Annotated in this window: 18 protein-coding genes; 7 read left to right on the top strand and 11 right to left on the bottom strand. The window is 61.5% G+C overall.

Annotation, left to right across the window (positions count from 1 at the left end; genetic code table 11):
- Entirely contained in the window at positions 1–2,247 is a 2,247-nt protein-coding gene (locus ACOYXG_RS10860; protein WP_460357616.1) for an ATP-binding protein, read from the bottom strand.
- Entirely contained in the window at positions 2,244–2,858 is a 615-nt protein-coding gene (locus tag ACOYXG_RS10855; RefSeq protein ID WP_097087943.1) for a biliverdin-producing heme oxygenase, read from the bottom strand. The genes ACOYXG_RS10860 and ACOYXG_RS10855 overlap by 4 nt, the downstream gene beginning before the upstream one ends.
- A 273-nt stretch (positions 2,859–3,131) precedes the next feature.
- Between ACOYXG_RS10855 and ACOYXG_RS10850 the strand changes: the two genes are divergently transcribed.
- Positions 3,132–3,752, top strand: coding sequence for a LysE family translocator (locus ACOYXG_RS10850; RefSeq protein ID WP_460357612.1), 621 nt, complete (start codon positions 3,132–3,134; stop codon positions 3,750–3,752).
- On the opposite strand, the gene ACOYXG_RS10845 is transcribed toward ACOYXG_RS10850, so the two are convergent.
- On the bottom strand, positions 3,749–4,162 hold the full coding sequence (locus ACOYXG_RS10845; RefSeq protein ID WP_115990090.1) for a VOC family protein: 414 nt from the start codon (positions 4,160–4,162) through the stop codon (positions 3,749–3,751). The genes ACOYXG_RS10850 and ACOYXG_RS10845 overlap by 4 nt on opposite strands.
- A gap of 107 nt (positions 4,163–4,269) precedes the next feature.
- Here ACOYXG_RS10845 and ACOYXG_RS10840 point away from each other — a divergent pair, with 107 nt between their 5' ends.
- From ACOYXG_RS10840 to ACOYXG_RS10830, 3 genes are read left to right on the top strand one after another with little or no spacing between them, the layout of a single operon-like run.
- Positions 4,270–5,352, top strand: coding sequence for a bifunctional transcriptional activator/DNA repair enzyme AdaA (locus tag ACOYXG_RS10840; protein ID WP_460357608.1), 1,083 nt, complete (start codon positions 4,270–4,272; stop codon positions 5,350–5,352).
- Between the two features lie 31 nt (positions 5,353–5,383).
- Positions 5,384–6,181: an isocitrate lyase/PEP mutase family protein gene (locus ACOYXG_RS10835; protein ID WP_460357604.1), complete on the top strand. Its 798-nt coding sequence runs from the start codon at positions 5,384–5,386 to the stop codon at positions 6,179–6,181.
- A 1-nt stretch (position 6,182) separates the two neighbouring features.
- Complete coding sequence (locus ACOYXG_RS10830) at positions 6,183–6,800, top strand: DNA-3-methyladenine glycosylase family protein (protein WP_460357601.1); 618 nt, start codon at positions 6,183–6,185, stop codon at positions 6,798–6,800.
- Positions 6,801–6,905: 105 nt separating this feature from the next.
- On the opposite strand, the gene ACOYXG_RS10825 is transcribed toward ACOYXG_RS10830, so the two are convergent.
- The 3 genes from ACOYXG_RS10825 to ACOYXG_RS10815 all read right to left on the bottom strand — a co-directional run bounded on the left by ACOYXG_RS10825 (position 6,906) and on the right by ACOYXG_RS10815 (position 10,105).
- Complete coding sequence (locus tag ACOYXG_RS10825; RefSeq protein ID WP_115990094.1) at positions 6,906–8,003, bottom strand: extracellular solute-binding protein; 1,098 nt, start codon at positions 8,001–8,003, stop codon at positions 6,906–6,908.
- Between the two features lie 2 nt (positions 8,004–8,005).
- Complete coding sequence (aguA, locus tag ACOYXG_RS10820) at positions 8,006–9,121, bottom strand: agmatine deiminase (RefSeq protein WP_115990095.1); 1,116 nt, start codon at positions 9,119–9,121, stop codon at positions 8,006–8,008.
- 99 nt (positions 9,122–9,220) lie between these two features.
- The gene (locus tag ACOYXG_RS10815) at positions 9,221–10,105 is read right to left on the bottom strand and encodes a LysR substrate-binding domain-containing protein (protein ID WP_096795938.1); all 885 of its coding nucleotides are present in this window, start codon (positions 10,103–10,105) and stop codon (positions 9,221–9,223) included.
- Positions 10,106–10,313: 208 nt separating this feature from the next.
- On the opposite strand from ACOYXG_RS10815, the gene ACOYXG_RS10810 reads away from it, so the two are divergent.
- Positions 10,314–10,802 (top strand): GFA family protein, encoded by a 489-nt coding sequence (locus tag ACOYXG_RS10810; RefSeq protein WP_115990096.1) that lies wholly within the window; start codon positions 10,314–10,316, stop codon positions 10,800–10,802.
- Between the two features lie 118 nt (positions 10,803–10,920).
- Here the strand turns inward: ACOYXG_RS10810 and ACOYXG_RS10805 are convergent, their stop codons facing one another.
- The 3 genes from ACOYXG_RS10805 to ACOYXG_RS10795 form a co-directional block, all read right to left on the bottom strand.
- Positions 10,921–12,207: an ATP-binding protein gene (locus ACOYXG_RS10805; protein WP_027613171.1), complete on the bottom strand. Its 1,287-nt coding sequence runs from the start codon at positions 12,205–12,207 to the stop codon at positions 10,921–10,923.
- Positions 12,208–12,915 (bottom strand): response regulator, encoded by a 708-nt coding sequence (locus ACOYXG_RS10800; protein WP_027613172.1) that lies wholly within the window; start codon positions 12,913–12,915, stop codon positions 12,208–12,210.
- Between the two features lie 147 nt (positions 12,916–13,062).
- Positions 13,063–13,671 carry a MiaE family protein gene (locus ACOYXG_RS10795; protein ID WP_007965776.1) on the bottom strand — a complete coding sequence of 203 codons (609 nt, stop codon included), beginning with the start codon at positions 13,669–13,671 and terminating at the stop codon, positions 13,063–13,065.
- A gap of 159 nt (positions 13,672–13,830) precedes the next feature.
- On the opposite strand from ACOYXG_RS10795, the gene ACOYXG_RS10790 reads away from it, so the two are divergent.
- Complete coding sequence (locus tag ACOYXG_RS10790) at positions 13,831–14,694, top strand: universal stress protein (RefSeq protein ID WP_460357596.1); 864 nt, start codon at positions 13,831–13,833, stop codon at positions 14,692–14,694.
- Positions 14,695–14,795: 101 nt separating this feature from the next.
- Here ACOYXG_RS10790 and ACOYXG_RS10785 read toward each other — a convergent pair whose 3' ends face one another.
- The gene (locus ACOYXG_RS10785) at positions 14,796–15,266 is read right to left on the bottom strand and encodes a DUF1289 domain-containing protein (protein WP_007965774.1); all 471 of its coding nucleotides are present in this window, start codon (positions 15,264–15,266) and stop codon (positions 14,796–14,798) included.
- A 467-nt stretch (positions 15,267–15,733) separates the two neighbouring features.
- Here ACOYXG_RS10785 and acnB point away from each other — a divergent pair, with 467 nt between their 5' ends.
- Positions 15,734–18,343, top strand: coding sequence for a bifunctional aconitate hydratase 2/2-methylisocitrate dehydratase (gene acnB / locus ACOYXG_RS10780; RefSeq protein WP_027613175.1), 2,610 nt, complete (start codon positions 15,734–15,736; stop codon positions 18,341–18,343).
- Positions 18,344–18,394: 51 nt separating this feature from the next.
- On the opposite strand, the gene ACOYXG_RS10775 is transcribed toward acnB, so the two are convergent.
- Positions 18,395–20,056, bottom strand: coding sequence for a SulP family inorganic anion transporter (locus tag ACOYXG_RS10775; protein WP_460357593.1), 1,662 nt, complete (start codon positions 20,054–20,056; stop codon positions 18,395–18,397).
- Positions 20,057–20,064: the final 8 nt, after the last annotated feature.

Here is a 20,064-nt window from a genome sequence, read left to right as displayed (position 1 = left end):
TCATTCCCCGGAGAGCATCGCCGGCACGGTAAACCGAAACTCCGTGCCCTCACCCGGCTCACTGCTGGCCTCGATGCGCCCGCCGTGGGCTTCAACAATCCCCTGCGTGATGTACAAGCCCAGTCCGGTTCCGGTCGGGTTACCCTCCTTCACCGTCCAGTAGCGGTCAAACACCCGCGCCAGGTTTTCCTTGGGAATGCCTTCGCCGGTATCGCGCACGGTAAACACGATCTCTTTGCCGTCAGACTTGGCCAACACGCCCACCGAACCTTTGCGCGGGGTGAACTTGATCGCGTTGCCGATCAGGTTCGACAGCACCTGAAACAGGCGCTCCGGGTCGGCGTGGATTTTCAGGTCGGGATCGGCCTCGAACGAGATATTGATGTCCTTGTCCAGCGCCAGTGGCCCGAGCAGCGACTGGGTTTCCTCGAACATCTGCCCGACATCCAGGGTCTGCGGGGCGATGGTGTAGCGCCCGGCGTCGATCTTCGAGGTGTCGAGCAGATCTTCCAGTAGCGTGTTCATCCGCCCAGCTGCCTGCTGCATGGTGTCGATAGCCGTGGAGATGCGCCGCGAGGTGTGCGGGCCGTCGGAACTGAAGGTCTTCTGCATCATGCCGCAGAGCATGGAAATCACGGTCATCGGGTTGCGCAGGTCATGGGAAACCACCGCCACCAGTTCATCACGGGCGCACACCGCCTCCTGCTCGCGGCGTACCTGTCGCGCCAGGTCGTTTTCCAGTGCCGAACGGCGCAAATCGTTGGCCGCGAACAGATCGCCATGACTCCATTTGGTGGAGATCCCGGCCATCTCGACTTTCCAGATTTCGAACGAAGTACGCGGACGCAGACGCAGGCCGGCGTCGGAATTTTCCAGATCCAGCGGTTTGCGCGGGTCGCCGCTCCAGTTGATGTTTTCCTTGACCTCGGGACGGAACCACAGCACCCCGTTGTCCACCGGTTTGGGCAGGCTCATGGCAAGCACGCCGCTGGCCACTTGCTGAAACTGCGCGGCTGGCGGATAAACGCTCGCCAGATGATGGCTGGCGAATACCGGCTCGCCGGTGTTCTGCAACCACTTGTGCAGGGCGCGAATGTCTTCCGGCTCCGGGCAGTTGCCATAACGGTGCAATTGCTTGTCTTCGATGATCGCAATGCCCCCGGCCCCGGCCAGCGCCATAAGCACTTGGGGTTGTTGCGCCAGACCGTCGAAGACGTTTTCCGGCGAGTCGATCATGGCCTGATTGAGCAGCGCCAACGCCTCGACTTTCTCCTCGCGCTGGCGGCTGATTTCCAACGCTTCCATCGCGCTGATCTGCAGCGACAGCACCTGACCGATGGTCTGGCACGCGCTGCGCAGTTCATGCGGCACGTGCAGCGGCTGGCGGTTGCCGCAGCTGATCAGGCCCCAGAGTTTGTCGCCCTTGAGCAGCGAGATGCTCATCGACGACAGCACGCCCATGTTCTTCATGTACTGGCAATGAATCGGCGAGACGCTACGCAGAGTGGCAAAACTCAGGTCCAGCGGGGTCTGGGTGTCCGGGCGCAACTTGGGCACCAGCGGCACCGGCTGGTAACCGGCATTCGGGATGATCCGCAGCCAGTTGGTGCGGTACAGCTCGCGCGCCTGCTCGGGGATGTCCGAGGCCGGGAAAAACAGGCCGTTAAACACTTCCATTGACGGGTCGGACGCCTCGGCGATCACCTGACCGTGGCCCTCCTCCTCGAAGCGGTAGATCAGCACCCGATCGTAACCGGTCATTGCCTGGATTTCCTTGACGCTGATGTCGTACAGCGCCTGCAGCGAAGTGGCCGCTTGCAGTCGCTGGAGCATGCGCCCCAGATGGGTCTGGTTGCCGGCGACGTTGCGCGGCTGGAAGTTCTCGACGTGGATTTCCAGTTCCAGAATCAACACGCCTTGATGACGGTGCAGCAGACCTTCGAACGCGGTGCCGTTGAGGCGAAAGTGCAGCGGTGCGGCATCGGCAAATACCGGTTGTTGCAACGCCTCGCGCACGGCCGCCGCGTGCGTCTCACCCAGCAATTCGTGCAGCGGCTGGCCGATCAGTTCCTGCGCCGGGCGTGCCAGCAGGGTCTCGACATTGGCGCTGATCTGAATGATTTCCAGCGTCGGCTCGCTCAGGGTCAGCAACAGGCCATGAGGCTGGATCGCCCCGGGAAAGCGGATCGGTTCGTCGGCACAGTTGGCCAGCAGTTCTTCAAAAGCTTCTTGGTCTTGCGGGTTCATGCCAGTACCTCCCGGCTTTCGAGCCAGCGCTCGAAACAACTGAATGTGGTTCGGGCCGCCGCAACCACGGCTTCACGTTCGCTCGCATCCAGCGATCGACTGCCCAGGTATTCAATGAAAGCGCGCCAGCGGCGGCCAGTGGCGGCGCCATAAATGTCGAGGAACGCCGCGCCATTGTCGGCGTTCAGGCTCAACCGCGAGGCGATTTCGCGGCGCAGGATCTGCCCGCCGAGGGTTGCCCCTTCCAGCACGTACGTCACTCCCAGACAGGCAGCGCTGGAGTCGATCACGGGCAGCGCCTGACACAGCGGCAAACGGGCGATAGCCTCGACCGACAGACCCTGGGCCCTCAGATCATTGAACAGGGTCGGCGCCTTGAGACGTGGCGCAAGATCGAAATCGACCGGGATTGCGCCGCTGTCGAGCAATGCGCTTTCCAGCGGTCGATAAAAGCCGTAGTAGGCCTGCATCAGCCGTACAAAAGCGTTGGAATCGAGGGTATCGGAGAAAAAAGGAAGACGTTTTTCCAGTGCGATGTGCAGTTCGGCAGTGCCGGCTCGCAGATCTTGCAGCACCGGTGGCACATAAACTTCACGGGCCTTTGCTTGCATGTAGATCGCTCTTGGTGGGGCCGCTTCGGGGCCGGCAGGGTGTTTGCAGCTTTGGAAGGATATTACACGGCAAAAGCCTTTTTCTGACTTGGCGCACAGATTTTTCTGACGAAACCATCGCCTTCAGACCTTTGAGAGTTTCGGCCAACCGGAAAAGTTCGACTCGATGGACGGGCTGCTGATGCTGTACCGCGACAGCACCACGTGACTGTACGGGTCAAGGCGCCCGCAGCCTGTGATAAAAAAGCACCATCGTTTCCGGAGCCCAAGCCCATGGATCTCGCCACGCTCTCGCTGTTTCTCCCGGCCTGTTTCGCCCTGAACATGGCCCCCGGCCCGAACAACCTGCTGTCGGTGAGCAATGCCACCCGCTACGGCTATCGTCGGGCCTGCGCCGCCGGTATCGGGCGAATCGTTGCATTCGCCGCAATGATTGCCCTCGCCGGCGCGGGATTGTCGGTGGTGCTGCAGACCTCGGAATGGCTGTTCCATGCGATCAAGATCATTGGCGCGGCGTATCTGCTGTACCTGGCCTGGCAACTGTGGCGGGCCAATCCCGAGGCCGAGCAGCAGGTCGCAGGAGCGTCGGTGGGGTTCTGGCGGCTGGCACGTCAGGAGTTTCTGGTGGCGGCGGGCAATCCGAAAGCAATCCTCCTGTTCACCGCGTTTCTGCCGCAATTCGTTGACCCGGGCCGCCCGGTGCCGGCGCAATTCGCCGTGCTCGGCGCGTTATTCCTGCTGCTGGAGTGGATCGCCATCGGCGCCTACGCGTGGATGGGCCTGCACATGCGCCGCTGGTTCGCCGAGCCGCGCGGCAAACGGATCTTCAACCGTTGTTGCGCAGGGCTGTTGTCGGCGGCAGCTTCGGTGTTGTTGATGACGAAACGCGCTTAAACCTCGGAAGGGCCTTTGAGCTCGACCTGATTGCCGTCCGGGTCAAAGCAATACAACGACAGGCCGTAGCCCTCGGCACCGAAGCGTCGAGCGGCTTTTTCCACGGTCAGACCGTGCGCCTGCAAGTGTTCGATCAACGCCGGTTCATCAAAGGGCTCGATACGCAGGCAGAAGTGATCGACGTTGCGCCGCTCGGTGCCGGCCGCCCCGCCACCCTTTTTGCCAAGTTCGCCTTGCAAGTCGACGAGGTCGATCATCGAGGTGCCGGCGCGCAGGTGCACCAGACCCAATGGTTCGTTGTGCCTGACCACCTCGGCGCCGAAGACCTGGCGGTAGAAATCGATACTGCGTTGCAGATCGGCGACACGCAGGACGATGTGATCGATGTGTTGAATGATGAACGGTGGCATGGTTGGCTCCAGCGAATCGGCGATCCGCTGATTGTGGTGCAGAATCGAAAAAATTCACTGTCGATTTTTCGGTGGAGCCATCGAAATCCTGGATTTAAGCTCTGCCCATGAACATACAAACCGCACTCCTGCCGCCCCACGCCGAGATGGTTCGCGCCATGCTCGAACGCGACACCGCCTACGAAGGGGTGTTCTTCACGGCCGTGAAAACCACCGGGATCTTCTGCCGCCCCAGCTGCACGGCGCGCAAGCCGAAACCGGAGAACGTCGAATTCTTCGCCCATGCCGATGAGTGCTTGAGCGCCGGTTATCGCGCCTGCCTGCGCTGCAAGCCGCTGGACGCCGCAGCCATCGCCCCCGACTGGGTGCAGCGCCTGCTCACCGCCGTCGATGCCGACCCGGAAATGCGCTGGAGCGATGCGCAACTGCTGGCCGAAGGCATCGAACCGCTGAAGCTGCGGCGCTGGTTCAAGCAGCATTTCGGCATGACCTTTCATGCGTGGCTGCGCACGCGCCGGCTCGGCATGGCACTGGGCGGCATTCGCCAAGGTACCTCGATTGATCATGCGGCGTTCGATTCCGGCTACGAATCGCTCAGCGGTTTTCGCGATGCGTTCCAGAAGTCGTTCCACATCACCCCGGGCCGCGCGGCCAACAGTGAACCGTTGCTGTTCACCCGCCTGACCACGCCGCTGGGGCCGATGATCGCCATGGCCGAACGTCGCGGACTGGTGTTGCTGGAGTTTCTCGATCGCCCGGCGCTGACCCGCGAAGTCGAAGAGCTGCAAACCCGTCATGGCTACGTGGTCGCCCCGGGACACAACGCGCCTTTGAGGCAGATCGAAGAGCAACTCAACGAATATTTTGCCGGGACGCGCAGTGCATTCAGCGTCCCGCTGCATCTGCCCGGCAGCGCGTTCGACCGGCAAGTCTGGGAGCAACTGCTGCAAATTCCTTATGGCCAGACCAGCACCTACGGCGCCATCGCCTCACGCCTGGGCAAACCCGGCGCCAGTCGCGCGGTAGGTTTGGCCAATGGGCACAATCGGCTGTCGATCGTGGTTCCGTGCCATCGGGTGATCGGTGCGGACGGTTCGCTGACCGGCTATGGTGGTGGACAGCCGCGCAAGGCGTTTTTGCTGAGGCTAGAAAACGCTGCGGTGCAGCTCACGCAACCACTGGCTTTCTGACACTTCGCTCCACTTACAAGAAGGGATTTCGATGAACGCGCTCGACACTCGGTTCCACCAGTTACACCAGGAAGGTCTGCTGATCCTGACCAACGTCGCCGACGCCACCGGTGCGCGGCTGGTCGAGCATGCGGGCGGGCAAGCGGTCGCCACCAGCAGCGCGGCAGTCGCTTGGGCGCATGGCTATCCAGACGGCAACACCCTGCCCCTCGAACGGCTGATTTCAACCGTGGAATCCATCGCGCGGGTGATCCAGGTGCCGCTGAGCGTGGACATCGAGGCGGGTTATTCCGATGACCTCGAGCGCGTGGCCGAAGTGATCGACGCGGTGCTTGCCGCCGGTGCGGTCGGGATCAATATCGAGGACGGCAGCGGCGCCCCGGAACTGTTGGCGCGCAAGATCGAAGTAGCACGGCAGATCGCTCAGAAGCGTGGTGTGAAGCTGTTCATCAACGCACGCACTGACGTCTACCTCAAGGGCCTGGTACCGGCCGAGGATCGCGTCGCCGAAACCCTGCACCGTTCAGCGTTGTACCAGGCCGCCGGGGCCGATGGCTTGTTTGCCGCTGGCGTGACCGCCGCTTATGAAATCGAGGCAATCTGCAAGGGCACGTCACTGCCGGTGAACGTGCTCGGCTTCGCCTGCCTGCCGTCGCCGACCGAGCTGCAAGCTCTGGGCGTGCGGCGCTTGAGCGCCGGGTCCGGGATCGCCGAGTTCCTCTACGGCGCGATGGGTTCGCTGGTGAAAAGCTTCCTCGCCAGCGGCAAGCTCGACACCCATGATCTGAAGGCGCTGACCTACGGCGAAGTCAACGGACTGCTGAAATAGCATGCCGGATCGTTATCAGGCGGCCAGCGAATTTCTGGCCGCGCTCGACGAGGACTGGCAGCGCCACGTTGCAGCCGTCGGCCAGTGCCTGCATCAACCGCACCCGGCGCGTGACCCTTACGAATCGCTGGTGCGGGCAATTGCTTATCAGCAACTGCACGCCAAGGCTGGGGATGCAATTGTCGGGCGTCTGGTGGCGCTGTTTCCGGGGCAGACGTTTCCCCGGCCTGAACAGATTCTCGCGACCGACTTCGATCAACTGCGCGGCTGCGGTTTTTCGGCGGGCAAGATTGCGACCATTCAGGGCATCGCCCGGGCAACGCTGGACGGTGTGGTGCCGGATTATCCCACCGCGCTGGCAATGGAGGATGAAGCGCTGATCGAACGCCTTGTCAGCCTGCGCGGGGTTGGCCGCTGGACCGTGGAGATGCTGCTGATTTACAGCCTGGAGCGCATGGATATTCTGCCGGCGGATGATTTTGGCGTGCGCGAGGGCTATCGCCGATTGAAGGCGCTGGAGGTACAGCCGACGCGCAGGCAGATGATCGAGATCGGCTTGGCGTGGAGTCCGTATCGGACGGTGGCAGCTTGGTATTTGTGGCGCGTTGCCAAGGTCTAGACCGCGTTATCGTTCTTCGCGAGCAAGCCCGCTCCCACAGAGGAACGCATTTCAAAATGTGGGAGCGGGCTTGCTCGCGAAGGCGCCCGTCGACTCAACCTCAAATCAAAGACCTGACTTCAACTTGCTGAACGCCCGAATCAAAGCCCGATTGAACGCCTTGCCATTGTCATTCTTGCTGTACAGCGAAGCCCGCACCGCCTCCGACGGGTACGTCCCCGGATCATTACGGATCGACGCATCCACCAGACTATCCGCCGCCGTGATCGCATTGGCGTAGTGGATGGTGTCGGTGATCGGCGCGATCACCTCAGGCGTCATCAGATAATCCATCAATGCCAGCCCGGCCTGTGGATGCGGCGCATCCTTGGGAATGACCATGGCGTCAAACCAGATCAACGTGCCTTCTTTGGGGATGCGGTAACTGAGCTGGAACGGTTTGCTCGCCGCTTGCGCCTGCCCCGCCGCAATCGCCACGTTGCCATTCCACGACATCGCCACGCAGGTGTTGCCGTTGGCCAGGTCGCTAATGTTCAGATCGTTGTCGAAGTAGCGAATGTACGGGCGGATCTTCGCCAGTTGCTGCTCGGCGAGTTTCAAGTCATCGAGGTTCTGGCGGTTGATGTCCAGGCCCAGGTACTTCATGACCGCCGCGAACACTTCGTTCGGATCGTTGAGCAGACTCACGCCACAGTCGGCAAATTTCGCCACCACCGCCGGGTCGAACAGCATCGCCCAACTGTCGGTCGGCGCGTTTGGCAGACGCCGCTTGATCGCCTGTTCCTGATAACCCACGCCGGTGGTACCCCAGGCATAAATCCCGGCGTAACGGTTGCCCGGATCGAACACCGCCATGTGCTGGCGGAACTCCTCGCCAACCCCGGCAAAGTGCGGCACCCGCGCCTTGTCCAGCGGCTGGATCGCACCGCTCTCGATGGCTCGCGACAGGTGTTGCCCGGCGGTCAGTACCAGGTCATACCCGCTGCGCCCGGTGAGCAGTTTGGTCTCTACGGTTTCCAGCGAATCGAAGTGATCGGCGACCACCTGAATCCCGGTTTTCGCCTCGAAATTCTTCAGGGTATCCGGGGCCAGGTACTCGCCCCAGATGTACAGATTGACCACCGGTTTCGCCGTTTCGGCAGCCTGCACACACAGGGGTGCAAGCACCAGCAATAACGCTTTACTCAGTTTGTGCAGGCCCATGGTCAGGCTCCTTTTTTCTGGCCGGCGTATTGCGGCATGGTGATGCACGCGACGTTGCCGCCACCGAGGAGGATTTCCCGGGAATTCTCGATGCCGACAATCTTGTGCTGCGGGAACAGTTCGGCGAGGGTCGCCAGCGCCACCTGATCGTTGCGATCACCGAACAGCGGCACCACGATCGAGCTGTTGCCGGCGTAGTAGTTGATATACGACGCGCAGATTCGGGTGCCGGCCTGACGGGTGTGGGTACTGTCCTGCTGATCGAGGCCTTCGGCTTCTTCGGCGGTCCACTCCAGCACGTCCGGTTGCGGCAGCTTGTGCACGATCAACTCGCGACCACGGCTGTCGCGGGTGCTACGCAGGATGTCGTAGGCCTCTTGATAGATTTCCCATTGTGGGTCGTCGCGGTTGTCGGTCCATTGCAGCACCACTTCGCCGGGACGCACGAAGCACGCGAGGTCATCGACATGGCCATCGGTTTCGTCGAACTTGCAGCCACGTGGCAACCAGATCACTTGTTCGGCGCCGAGGTAATCGGTCAGGCGCCGAGTGACCTCGTCCTTGCCCAGATGCTGGTTGCGATTGCGGTTGAGCAGGCACTGTTCGGTGGTGAGGATGCTGCCCTGGCCGTCACTCTGGATGCCGCCGAGTTCGGCTATCAGCGGTGCGCGGTAACGGTCGAAACGTTCGACTTCGAGGATCTTGCTGGCGATCTGGTCGTCCTTGTCCCACGGGTAGTACAGCCCGCCGTCGAGGCCGCCATAGGCGTTGAATTCGAAGTCGACGCCGCGCACTTCGCCGCTCTGGTCGTTGACCACGAAGCACGGGCCGCTGTCGCGGAACCAGGTGTCGTTGCAGGTCATCTCGACCACGCGCACTTGCGGCGGCAACTGGCGGCGGGCGGTGGCGAATTGCGCGGCGGAGGCGCAGACGGTGACCGGTTCGCTGTGGGAGATGGCGGTGACGATCTGCACCCAGACTTTCTGCGCCGGTTTCGCGCCGTTGCGCCATACGTCGGTGCGCTCCGGCCAGCCGAGCCAGCAGCCGGACTTGGCTTCAAATTCGCCGGGCAGACGGAAGCCGTCGCGCTTGGGGGTGGAGTCGAGCAAACGTGCCATGGTCAAACCTCGTCTTGGGGTTGGGAATGACCACAGGCTACGATCGCGGGCGGCTGGCCCGCCAACGATGAATATTGCGGAACAGTTGAATTCAACTCATCAATCGGCCAGTTGATCGTTGAACCATTCAAGCATCTGCGCCACCGCCGGCCGCTCCAGGCGCAGCCGTTCGCAGACCAGCGCGTATTGGCCGAGCGCGGTCATGCTCGAGGTGAATGGCCGCACCAGCCGCCCGCTCAGCAAGTCCTCCTGCGCGGTGAGGTTGTCGCCCATCGCCACGCCCTGCCCCTGCGCCGCCGCTTCCAGCGCCAGACCGGCATGGGCGAAATACAACTGGCGCTGCGGGCGCAGATCGCCGGCGTGACTGGTCAGCCATGCGGTCCAGGTCTTGCCGTCCTGATCGTCGTGCAGCAGGCAGTGGCGCGCCAGGTCTTTCGGGGTTTTCAGGGTGCCCTGGTTGAACAGCCCCGGGCTGCATACCGGGAAGAATTGCAGCGCAGGCAACGGCCGTACGAAGTAGGCGCTGCTGTCCACCGGGCCGGTGCCGTAGGTGATCGCCAGGTCGATGTCTTCGCCCGGCGCGCTGGCGTCGATCGGCTGTTCGTAGAGATGCAGGGTGATGTGCGGATAGCGCACGTAGAAATCGGTGAGGCGGTTCATCAGCCACTTTTGCGCCAGCTCGGCGGTAACCGCCAGGCGCAACACCGCCAGCGAGGAAGGATCGCGCAGTTCATCACAGGCCTCGCCGATCAGTTCGAAGGCCTGCTGCAGGCTCTGCATCAGGCGTCCGGCGGCGATGGTCGGGCGGATCTGCCGGCCTTCGCGAATGAACAGCGAGACGCCGAGCTGCTCTTCGAGCTGCCGGATCTGGTGGCTGACCGCGCTGTCGGTGACGCACAACTCGGCGGCAGCCCGGCCGAAATGCGCGTGGCGGGCGGCGCATTCGAAGGTTCGCAGGGCCGCCAGTGAGGGGAGTCTTCGCATGGGTTGGAGTGCCTTTTTTTGGGACATGCTGACCGGGCTGGCGGTGGGCGTCCAGTGCGACAGAGCTATCGTTCTTCGCGAGCAGGCTCGCTCCCACATTCTCGAACGCGCTTCCCTGTGGGAGCGAGCCTGCTCGCGAAAGCGTCTGCATGATCGCCACAAATCTTCTAGGCTCAACCGCACCCCTTCAGCCAACCGGAGGCCCCTCATGCACCTCGAAGGCTCCTGCCATTGCGGCGCCGTCACTTTCAGCCTGACCAGCGCCCATCCCTACCCCTATCAACGCTGCTACTGCTCGATCTGCCGCAAGACTCAGGGCGGTGGCGGCTATGCAATCAATCTCGGTGGCGATGCGGCCAGCCTCAAGATTCAGGGGCGCAAGCACATCAGCATCTACCACGCGAAGATGAAGGAAGCAGGTGAAAAACGTGCCCATCGCAGCACCGCCGAGCGGCATTTCTGCTCACAGTGCGGCAGCGGCTTGTGGCTGTTCAGCCCGGAATGGCCGGAGTTGATTCATCCATTCGCCTCGGCCATCGATACGCCACTGCCGGTGCCGCCGCAGCACACACATTTGATGCTGGGGTCGAAGGCGCCCTGGGTCGAGGTGGATGCGAAACCCAAGGACAAGCAGTTTGCGGTATATCCCGAGGAGTCGATTGCGCAGTGGCATGAGCGGTTGGGGTTGGTCAAATGAGCAGGGGGTTGTGTTGTGATTGATGGCTCTATCGCGAGCAGGCTCACTCCTACAAGGGAATGCATTCCAAATGTAGGAGTGAGCCTGCTCGCGATAGGGCCCAACCTGTCTACACAAATCAGTCCAGATGCGCCCAGGTCATCCGGAACGACGCCCCACCCCACACCGATTCCCCGACCTCGACCTGCCCGCCATGAGACTGCGACACCCGCCGCACCAATGCCAGACCCAGCCCAAAGCCACCGGTACGACGGTCGCGACTGGCATCCAGCCGCGAGAACGGCTCGAAGATTTTCTCCCGACCTTCCACCGGCACACCCGGACCGTCGTCGTTGACCCGCACTTCGTAGTAATCGCCGCTGCGCACCAGCGTCACTTCGACACGGCGCTCGGCATAACGAATGGCGTTGCGCAGCAGATTGATCACTGCGCGCGCCATAAAGCGCGGCTCGATGCGTACGGTGTCGAGCAGGCAGTCACCAATCAGCAACTGCACCCCCGCCGCTTCCGCCTCCAGCGCCACGCTGCCGACCACGCTGTCGAGCCAGTTGGCCGCTTGAATGTTTTCGCACTTGATCACCGTCGCGCCACGTTCGAGGCTGGCGTAGGTCAGCAGCTCGGAGACCATTTCTTCCAGCTCGCCAAGGTCGGCGTACATGTCGGCGATCAGTTCGCGGTTCTGGCTGGCGTCCGGTTGCTGCTTGAGCTGGTCGAGTTCGAACGACAATCGCGCAATCGGCGTGCGCAGTTCGTGGGAAACCGCGTTGGTCAGCTCACGCTGATTGGCGATCAAACTCTCGATGCGCGCCGCCATCAGGTTGAAGTGTTCAGCCAGATCGCGAATGTTCGAGCGCTTGGACAGTTGAATGCGCACCGACAGGTCGTTGTCGCCAAAGCGCTCGGCGGCCAGACGGAGTTTTTCCAGATCGCGCCAGTGCGGACGCACCCAGAAAAACAACACACAGCCGATCAGCACGGCGATCATCAAGTAGGCACCGGCAATGTAGAACGGCATCAGGCTGGGTTCGGCGGGCAAGCGAATGCTGAGCAGTTGCGAGCCGCCGTCGATGGCTGAAATGTATTGGGTGTATTTGTCGCGGATCACCAGCAAGCCTTGAGCAAGCTCGGCTTTTTCCTCGTCGCTGAGCGCCAGTTGATCGGCGTCGACCAAGGTCAACCCCAGGCCATAGTGCGGGCGCAGGGCCTGCAATTGTTTTTCACGGGCCGGGCCGTCGAGGTTGCGCAGCAACTCCCCCAGCGTCCAGGCCTGACCACGCACCGCCTCGCGGTTGTAGTCCTGCATCTGATAGTCGAGCAAGGCATCGAACGTACGCTCGACAGTTTGCAGGGCCAGGACCAGGCCCACCGTCATCACCAGAAACAGCCCGAGGAATAACCGCAGCATCTACAGCTCCCACGCGAACGGATTGAACAGATACCCCTTGCCCCACACGGTCTTGATGCACACCGGTTCGCGGGGATTGTCCTTGAGTTTGTTGCGCAACTTGCTGATGTACACGTCGACGCTGCGGTTGAGCCCGTCAAAAGCGATACCGCGCATGCGATTGAGGATGTCATCGCGGGACAGGGTCTTGCCGGCGGCGCTGGCCAGCAACCACAGCAGCTCGAATTCCATGGTGGTCATTTCGATGATCTCGCCGGCCAGACGCACTTCGCGACAGCTGCGATCGATGCTCAAGCGCCCGAACTCCAGCGCACTGACCACGCCAGCTTCCGGCATCTGCCGCCGCTGCAAGGCGCGCAGCCGAGCGAGCAGTACCGGCGGTTTGATCGGTTTGATCACGTAGTCGTCGGCGCCGGATTCCAGGCCGAGAATATGGTCGAGGTCGTCTTCCTTGGCGGTAAGGATGACAATTGGCGTGTCCGACACGCTGCGGATTTCCCGGCACACGTGCAGGCCGCTCTGCCCCGGCAGCATCAGGTCGAGCACCACCACTTTGGGCTGGAACTCGAGAAACGCGGCCACTGCCAGATCACCGCGATGCACCGCGCGCACCTCGTAGCCATGTTGTTCGAGAAAGTGCGCAATCAACGTGGCCAGACGCTCATCGTCTTCGACCAGCAGGACTTTGCCAAAACCCAGGTTATCCATAACGACCGTCTGCCAACCCATGTGTGAAGTGGGCGATAGTATGGCGGGATTCGTCGGCGAGGCGTTGTTTCGGGCAGCAAAAACCGGCCGCAGGGGCCGGTTTTCGGTGATATTTCATACTCTTAAGAGTTTTTAACAGTTTGTGTTTCAGGCCGCGGCCGGCACACCACTGTGGAAGCGGAACTCTTCGTCCGGCGACTCGATCAGCTCCTGCTCGGCAGCGCGGACCTTGTCGATCACCTGAGCGATGTCCTTCGCGTCGCCGTACTGGTAAGCCAGTTTCAGATAACCCTGAAAGTGCCGCGCCTCGCTTTTCAGCAGACCGAAATAGAACTTGCCGAGTTCTTCGTCCAGATGCGGCACCAGCGCTTCGAAACGCTCGCAACTGCGCGCTTCGATAAATGCGCCGACCACCAGGGTATCCACCAGTTTCACCGGCTCATGGCTGCGCACCACTTTGCGCAGGCCCGAGGCGTAACGCCCGGCATGCAACTGGCGCAGCTCGATCTTGCGGCGTTTCATGATGCGCATGACTTGTTCGTGGTGCACCAGTTCTTCCCGGGCCAGACGCGACATCATGTTGATCAGGTCGACGTGGGAATGGTACTTGGCAATCAGGCTCAACGCGGTACTGGCGGCCTTGAACTCGCAGTTCTTGTGGTCGATCAGCAGGGTTTCCTGATCGGCCAGTGCCGCCTGGACCCAGGCGTCGGGCGTGCGGCAGCCAAGGAATTCGTGGATTTCGGGAAGGATCATGGGGCTCACGGTAAAAAGTGTACGAGCAAAGGCCGCCGATTATACCGGCCTGCCCGCAGACCACCAGTCGCAGGCGTTGATATGTATCAAGTCGCAGGCGCATGAGCAGCAACTATAGTTGTGCAACGCCGTGCCTTTTCTTTGCTGGAGACTCCGCTCATGCAAGCCATTCGCAGCATTCTGGTGGTCATCGAACCCGAACATTCGGAAAGCCTGGCGCTCAAGCGCGCCAAGCTGATCGCCGGCGTGACCCAGGCCCATCTGCACCTGCTGGTGTGCGACCGCAAGCACGACCACGCCGGCATGCTCGGCGTGCTCAAAGCCGCGCTGCTGGCGGATGGCTACAGCGCGACCACCGAACAGGCGTGGAACGAGAGCCTGCATGAAACCATCATCGATGTGCAGCAGGCCGAAGGCTGCGGACTGGTGTTCAAGCAGCACTATCCCGACAGTGCGCTGAAAAAGGCTCTGCTGACGCCGGCGGACTGGAAACTGCTGCGCCACTGCCCGACCCCGGTGCTATTGGTAAAAACATCCACTTCCTGGAAAGACCGGGTGATTCTTGCGGCCGTGGACGTGGGCAATGCCGATGGCGAACACCGGCATTTGCACACCACGATCATTGATCACGGCTACGACATTGCCAGCCTCGCCAAGGCGCATCTGCATGTGATCACGGCGCATCCGTCACCCATGCTCTCGGCAGCGGATCCGACCTTTCAACTCAAGGAAACCATCGAGGCGAAATACCGCGAACAGTGCAAGGCGTTTCAGGCCGAGTTCGATGTGGACGACGAACACCTGCACATCGAGGAAGGCCCGGCGGATGTGCTGATTCCGTTCATGGCGCACAAACTGCAAGCGGCAGTGACCGTGATCGGCACCGTGGCGCGGACCGGGTTGTCGGGCGCACTGATCGGCAATACCGCCGAAGTGGTGCTGGATGCACTGGAAAGCGACGTGCTGGTGCTCAAGCCGCAGGAGGTTGAGGATCATCTGGTGGAGTTGGCGGTGAAGCACTGAGGATTACGGTGCCTGAACCGGCGCCTTCGCGAGCAGGCTCGCTCCCACAATTGGAATGCAATCTCCTGTGGGAGCGGGCTTGCTCGCGAAGCTTTTGATCTTCAGGCGCCGAAGGCGTCTTTCAGGAAGCCAGGGGCGATGTAGCGCTGATAATGCGCTTCCGACAGCAGGAAAAATTCCCGATCAATGGCATCGCGCAACTCCGGCAGGTTCCAGTCGCGGAACTCCGGCAGCAACACCATCCCGTAGGCTTCCAGATTAATGATCACCCGCGCCCCGCGCGCAATCAGCTGATAGGCCCAGCAATATTCCGACTGATGCGGCACGAAGCGGATCTTGCGCTGCTCCAGCTGTTGGCGAAGGCGCGCCGGATCGAAGATCTCGACCTTGCTCGCCATCACTTGTGACAGCAATTGCTCCAGACGCAACCACACCGCACGCTTTTCCTCCTCGCCGTAACCATTCCAGTGGATCACTTCGTGGTGGAAACGCTTGCAGCCACGGCACACCAGATCTCCGTAAACAGTGGAGCAGAGGCCGACGCAGGGGGTCTTGATGGTCTGATTGGGCATAAATTGGCAAAACACTGAAACGCGGAACAGGCCGGCATGTTAGCCCTTTGTCGGGCATTGATCACCCCTCAAACGTCAGGGGCAAGCGCTGGCTCGCGGTTTGCCTCGCCCGCGCACAACGCCACCAAAGTCCAATAGAGCGCGACTTACCTTTAAATTTTTTTTGCCGTAGAATCAGCCAGCCTTTTAAGGCGCCAATGTCCGTTAGAAGCTGTTTTCAAAGCGTCACGAGCACAGTCGTTCCTTCAGAGCGGTGTTGGCGAAGGGTTTTTCCAGCGGGGAAAAGCCCAACGCCAACCCTCATCAGCTCCCCGTTCTGCAGGCGTAAAACTTTGAAAGCAGCTTCTGTAAGGAATTGCCGGTAATTCTGGCCAAACGACCCACAACGTCGTGCGGTGCATGAGTACGGCAATTTCGGGATGAGCGTCCCGGACACCCATTTGGGACCACTGATGAGGGTAATAACTGTGCTTGAAGCCTACCGCAAACATATCGAAGAGCGTGCAGCCCTGGGTATCGTTCCCCAGCCGCTTAACGCCGAACAAACTGCAGGCCTGGTCGAGCTGCTGAAGAATCCTCCGGCTGGCGAAGAAGCTTTCCTCGTTGACCTGATCACCAATCGCGTACCACCAGGAGTGGACGAAGCCGCTTACGTCAAAGCCGGTTTCCTGTCGGCCCTGGCCAAAGGCGAAGTCACCTCCCCTCTGCTGGACAAGAAGCGCGCTGTAGAACTGCTCGGCACCATGCAGGGCGGCTACAACATCGTGACTCTGGTTGAACTGCTGGACAACGCCGAGCTGGCGCCAGTGGCTGCCGAAGAACTCAAGCACACCCTGCTGATGTTCGATGCCTTCCACGACGTGGCTGAAAAAGCCAAGAACGGCAACGTTCACGCCAAGGCCGTGCTGCAATCCTGGGCTGACGGCGAGTGGTTCAAGAAGCGTCCTGTCCTGGCCGACAAGATCAGCCTGCGCGTATTCAAGGTCACCGGCGAAACCAACACCGACGACCTGTCGCCTGCACCAGACGCCTGGTCGCGTCCTGACATCCCGCTGCACGCCCTGGCCATGCTGAAAATGGCCCGTGACGGCATCGTTCCGGACGAGCAAGGCAAGACCGGCCCGATGAAGCAGATCGAAGAAATGCGCGGTCAAGGCTTCCCGATCGCCTACGTCGGTGACGTGGTCGGTACCGGTTCCTCGCGTAAATCGGCGACCAACTCGGTGCTGTGGTTCTTCGGCGACGACATCCCTTACGTGCCGAACAAGCGCGCTGGCGGTTTCTGCTTCGGCAGCAAAATCGCTCCGATCTTCTACAACACCATGGAAGATGCCGGCGCACTGCCAATCGAGTTCGACGTGTCGAACATGAACATGGGCGACGTGATCGACCTGTACCCGCACGCTGGCAAAGTCTGCAAGCACGGTACCGACGAAGTCATCACCACCTTCGAAATGAAGACCCCTGTGCTGCTGGACGAAGTCCGTGCCGGCGGTCGTATTCCGCTGATCATCGGCCGTGGCCTGACCGAGAAGGCTCGTGCCGAACTGGGTCTGCCGGCATTCGATCTGTTCAAGAAGCCGGAAGCACCGGCTGAAAGCACCAAGGGCTTCACCCTGGCGCAGAAAATGGTCGGCAAGGCGTGCGGTCTGGCAGAAGGCAAAGGCGTTCGTCCTGGCACCTACTGCGAACCGAAAATGACCACCGTCGGCTCTCAGGACACCACCGGTCCGATGACCCGTGACGAACTGAAAGACCTGGCGTGCCTGGGCTTCTCCGCTGACCTGGTGATGCAGTCCTTCTGCCACACCGCGGCGTATCCGAAGCCGATCGACGTGACCACCCACCACACCCTGCCTGACTTCATCATGACCCGCGGCGGCGTTTCCCTGCGTCCGGGCGATGGCATCATCCACTCGTGGCTGAACCGCATGCTGCTGCCGGACACCGTAGGTACCGGTGGTGACTCGCACACCCGCTTCCCGATGGGCATCTCGTTCCCGGCCGGTTCCGGTCTGGTCGCGTTCGCCGCTGCCACCGGCGTCATGCCGCTGGACATGCCGGAATCGATCCTGGTGCGCTTCAAAGGCAAAATGAAACCTGGCATCACCCTGCGTGACCTGGTTCATGCCATTCCTTACTTCGCCATCCAGAACGGTCTGCTGACCGTCGAGAAGAAAGGCAAGAAAAACGCCTTCTCCGGCCGCATCCTGGAGATCGAAGGCCTGGAAGGTCTAACCCTGGAACAGGCGTTCGAACTGTCCGACGCCTCGGCCGAACGTTCGGCTGCCGGTTGCACCATCAAGCTGTCGAAAGAGTCGATCACCGAGTACCTGCAGTCCAACATCACCCTGCTGCGCTGGATGATCGGCGAAGGCTACGGCGATGCGCGTACCCTGGAACGTCGCGCGCAAGCGATGGAAGCCTGGATCGCCAACCCTGAGCTGATGGAAGCCGATGCCGACGCCGAATACGCCGAAGTCATCGAAATCGATCTGGCCGACATCAACGAGCCGGTACTGTGCGCGCCGAACGATCCGGACGACGCCCGTCTGCTGTCCAGCGTGGCTGGCGAGAAGATCGACGAAGTGTTCATCGGTTCGTGCATGACCAACATCGGTCACTTCCGCGCTGCCGGTAAACTGCTGGATCAGGTCAAGGGTCAGCTGCCTACCCGTCTGTGGCTGTCGCCGCCGACCAAGATGGACGCTCACCAACTGACCGAAGAAGGCTACTACGGCATCTACGGCAAGGCCGGCGCACGCATGGAAATGCCAGGCTGCTCGCTGTGCATGGGTAACCAGGCACGCGTTGAGCCGAACAGCACCGTGGTCTCGACTTCGACCCGTAACTTCCCGAACCGTCTGGGCGACGGCGCGAACGTCTACCTGGCTTCGGCCGAGCTGGCGTCCGTGGCTTCGATCCTGGGTCGCCTGCCGACCGTCGAGGAGTACATGGAATACGCTGGCAAGATCGACAGCATGGCGGCCGATGTCTACCGCTACCTGTCCTTCGACCAGATCGCCGAGTTCCGTGAAGCTGCTGCGAACGCCAAGATTCCAGTCGTTCAAGCCTAACGTTACAAAGCAATAGAAAACGCCGCCCATCGTGAGATGCGCGGCGTTTTTTTATGTCTGGGGACCTGTGGGAGCAGGCTTCAAGGCCTGCTGCACCGCACCATCGACGCTCAGCCCGCTGAGTATCACCCCGTTGGCCGTTACCTCCGGCAACGCCTCCAACACGGCCAGCGCCTCATGCTTGAGTCGCGCCAGAATCAGGCGCTTGCCCTCCTGATGCACCCGCAGGAAGAACTCCTGGATCGCCTCAATGCTGGTGCCGTCCAGATCCGGGGTTTCCTCCAGACTGAGAATCACCGTGTGCAGCGCCACGTCCGAATGACGAATCAAGTGCAAAGCTGCACCAAGAACTCGCTCGACGTTAGCAAAGAACAACGCCTCACTTGGCCGCACAATCAGCACTCCCGGCTCAGTCACCGCCGTTGGGTGACGCTGCAGGTCGACAAAATCATGCCCGCCATCAATGCGCCCGAGCACCTGAATGTCCGCCGCCGACATCTGTTTGAGCATCAGCAACACGCTGATGGCCACCGACACCAGCAAGCCGTCGAGAATGCCCAGTACCAGCACCGCCCCCACCGCGCACAGCACCAGCAGCCGATCCCGGCGCCAGACGAAATAGCGCCCCAGCGGCTGCAGACTCAAGCCCCGCGCCAGCGCATGAACCACGATGGCCGCCAGAATCGGCTCCGGTGTCAGGGCGATCCACGGCAGCACCGTCAGCACGATCACCAGCACCACCAGCGCCGCCACCCCACCGGCCCAGCGAGAAGTCGCGCCAGCGGCCTCGTTCGCCGACGTTGCCGAATACCCGGCCCCCGCCGGCATGCCATGGAACAATCCGGCCAACAAGTTCGCTGCGCCGAGCGTCAGCAGATCGCGGTTGGAGGTCACACGATCACCGTGCTTGAGGGCGAACGAACTGATCGAGCCGTACGACTCGGCGTACAGAATCATCACCAGCGCAAACCCCACCTCCCCCAGCCGCAGCCAGTCGGCAAACGGCAGCACCGGCAGGCTCGGCACCTCCAGGCTCAGGTCGATCAAACCGATCATGCTCACGCCATGAGCCGGCAGGTTCAGCCATTGCCCGGCGACGATGCCGATCACCACCACCAGCAAACCGCCAGGTACCCGTGGAAAGCGCGAGAACAGTCCCAACAGCACCAGCGCCACCGCTGCGACGGCCGCCGCCGGCCAGTTCCACTGCGGCAGTTGTTCGAGCAGTTGCGGGGCGAAGCGCACCAGATTGGCATCGGTCAGGTGCACGCCGACCACGCTGGCGACCTGCTTGAGGATGATGGTCAGCGCGAGGCCGAAAGCGAAGCCGCGCAGTACTGGTTTGGCGATAAACGCAGTGACGCTGCCGAAACGAAAGATCCCCGCCAGCAAGAACAGCCCACCGGTGACCAGCACCAACCCGACCGCCAGCGTCGCGCGTAACTGCGGGTCGCCATTGGCCATGGTCGCGGTGGCCGCCGCCAGCACCGCTGCTGACGAAGACGTGGCCGAGACAATGGCAAAGCGGCTGGTGCCAAACAACCCATAGCACAGCAACCCGGCAAACAGCGCAATCACCCCGGCCTGGGGCGCCAGTGCGGCGATGGTCGAATAGGCGACCGCTTCGGGTAATAGCAGGCCGGCAATCGATAGACCGGCGAGGATGTCCTGCCAGCGATTGGGTGGCTCTACTGATTGGGGCGCGCTCGACAATCCACTGT

It is taken from the genome of Pseudomonas sp. G3-39 (assembly GCF_054790485.1).
This window is presented reverse-complemented; position numbering and strand designations above follow the sequence as displayed.

Bases quoted from the DNA above. Each gene is read 5' to 3' on its own strand.
- ACOYXG_RS10860 (WP_460357616.1), bottom strand. From the start codon at position 2,247: ATGAACCCGCAAGACCAAGAAGCTTTTGAAGAACTGCTGGCCAACTGT.
- ACOYXG_RS10855 (WP_097087943.1), bottom strand. From the start codon at position 2,858: ATGCAAGCAAAGGCCCGTGAAGTTTATGTGCCACCGGTGCTGCAAGAT.
- ACOYXG_RS10850 (WP_460357612.1), top strand. From the start codon at position 3,132: ATGGATCTCGCCACGCTCTCGCTGTTTCTCCCGGCCTGTTTCGCCCTG.
- ACOYXG_RS10845 (WP_115990090.1), bottom strand. From the start codon at position 4,162: ATGCCACCGTTCATCATTCAACACATCGATCACATCGTCCTGCGTGTC.
- ACOYXG_RS10840 (WP_460357608.1), top strand. From the start codon at position 4,270: ATGAACATACAAACCGCACTCCTGCCGCCCCACGCCGAGATGGTTCGC.
- ACOYXG_RS10835 (WP_460357604.1), top strand. From the start codon at position 5,384: ATGAACGCGCTCGACACTCGGTTCCACCAGTTACACCAGGAAGGTCTG.
- ACOYXG_RS10830 (WP_460357601.1), top strand. From the start codon at position 6,183: ATGCCGGATCGTTATCAGGCGGCCAGCGAATTTCTGGCCGCGCTCGAC.
- ACOYXG_RS10825 (WP_115990094.1), bottom strand. From the start codon at position 8,003: ATGGGCCTGCACAAACTGAGTAAAGCGTTATTGCTGGTGCTTGCACCC.
- aguA (WP_115990095.1), bottom strand. From the start codon at position 9,121: ATGGCACGTTTGCTCGACTCCACCCCCAAGCGCGACGGCTTCCGTCTG.
- ACOYXG_RS10815 (WP_096795938.1), bottom strand. From the start codon at position 10,105: ATGCGAAGACTCCCCTCACTGGCGGCCCTGCGAACCTTCGAATGCGCC.
- ACOYXG_RS10810 (WP_115990096.1), top strand. From the start codon at position 10,314: ATGCACCTCGAAGGCTCCTGCCATTGCGGCGCCGTCACTTTCAGCCTG.
- ACOYXG_RS10805 (WP_027613171.1), bottom strand. From the start codon at position 12,207: ATGCTGCGGTTATTCCTCGGGCTGTTTCTGGTGATGACGGTGGGCCTG.
- ACOYXG_RS10800 (WP_027613172.1), bottom strand. From the start codon at position 12,915: ATGGATAACCTGGGTTTTGGCAAAGTCCTGCTGGTCGAAGACGATGAG.
- ACOYXG_RS10795 (WP_007965776.1), bottom strand. From the start codon at position 13,671: ATGATCCTTCCCGAAATCCACGAATTCCTTGGCTGCCGCACGCCCGAC.
- ACOYXG_RS10790 (WP_460357596.1), top strand. From the start codon at position 13,831: ATGCAAGCCATTCGCAGCATTCTGGTGGTCATCGAACCCGAACATTCG.
- ACOYXG_RS10785 (WP_007965774.1), bottom strand. From the start codon at position 15,266: ATGCCCAATCAGACCATCAAGACCCCCTGCGTCGGCCTCTGCTCCACT.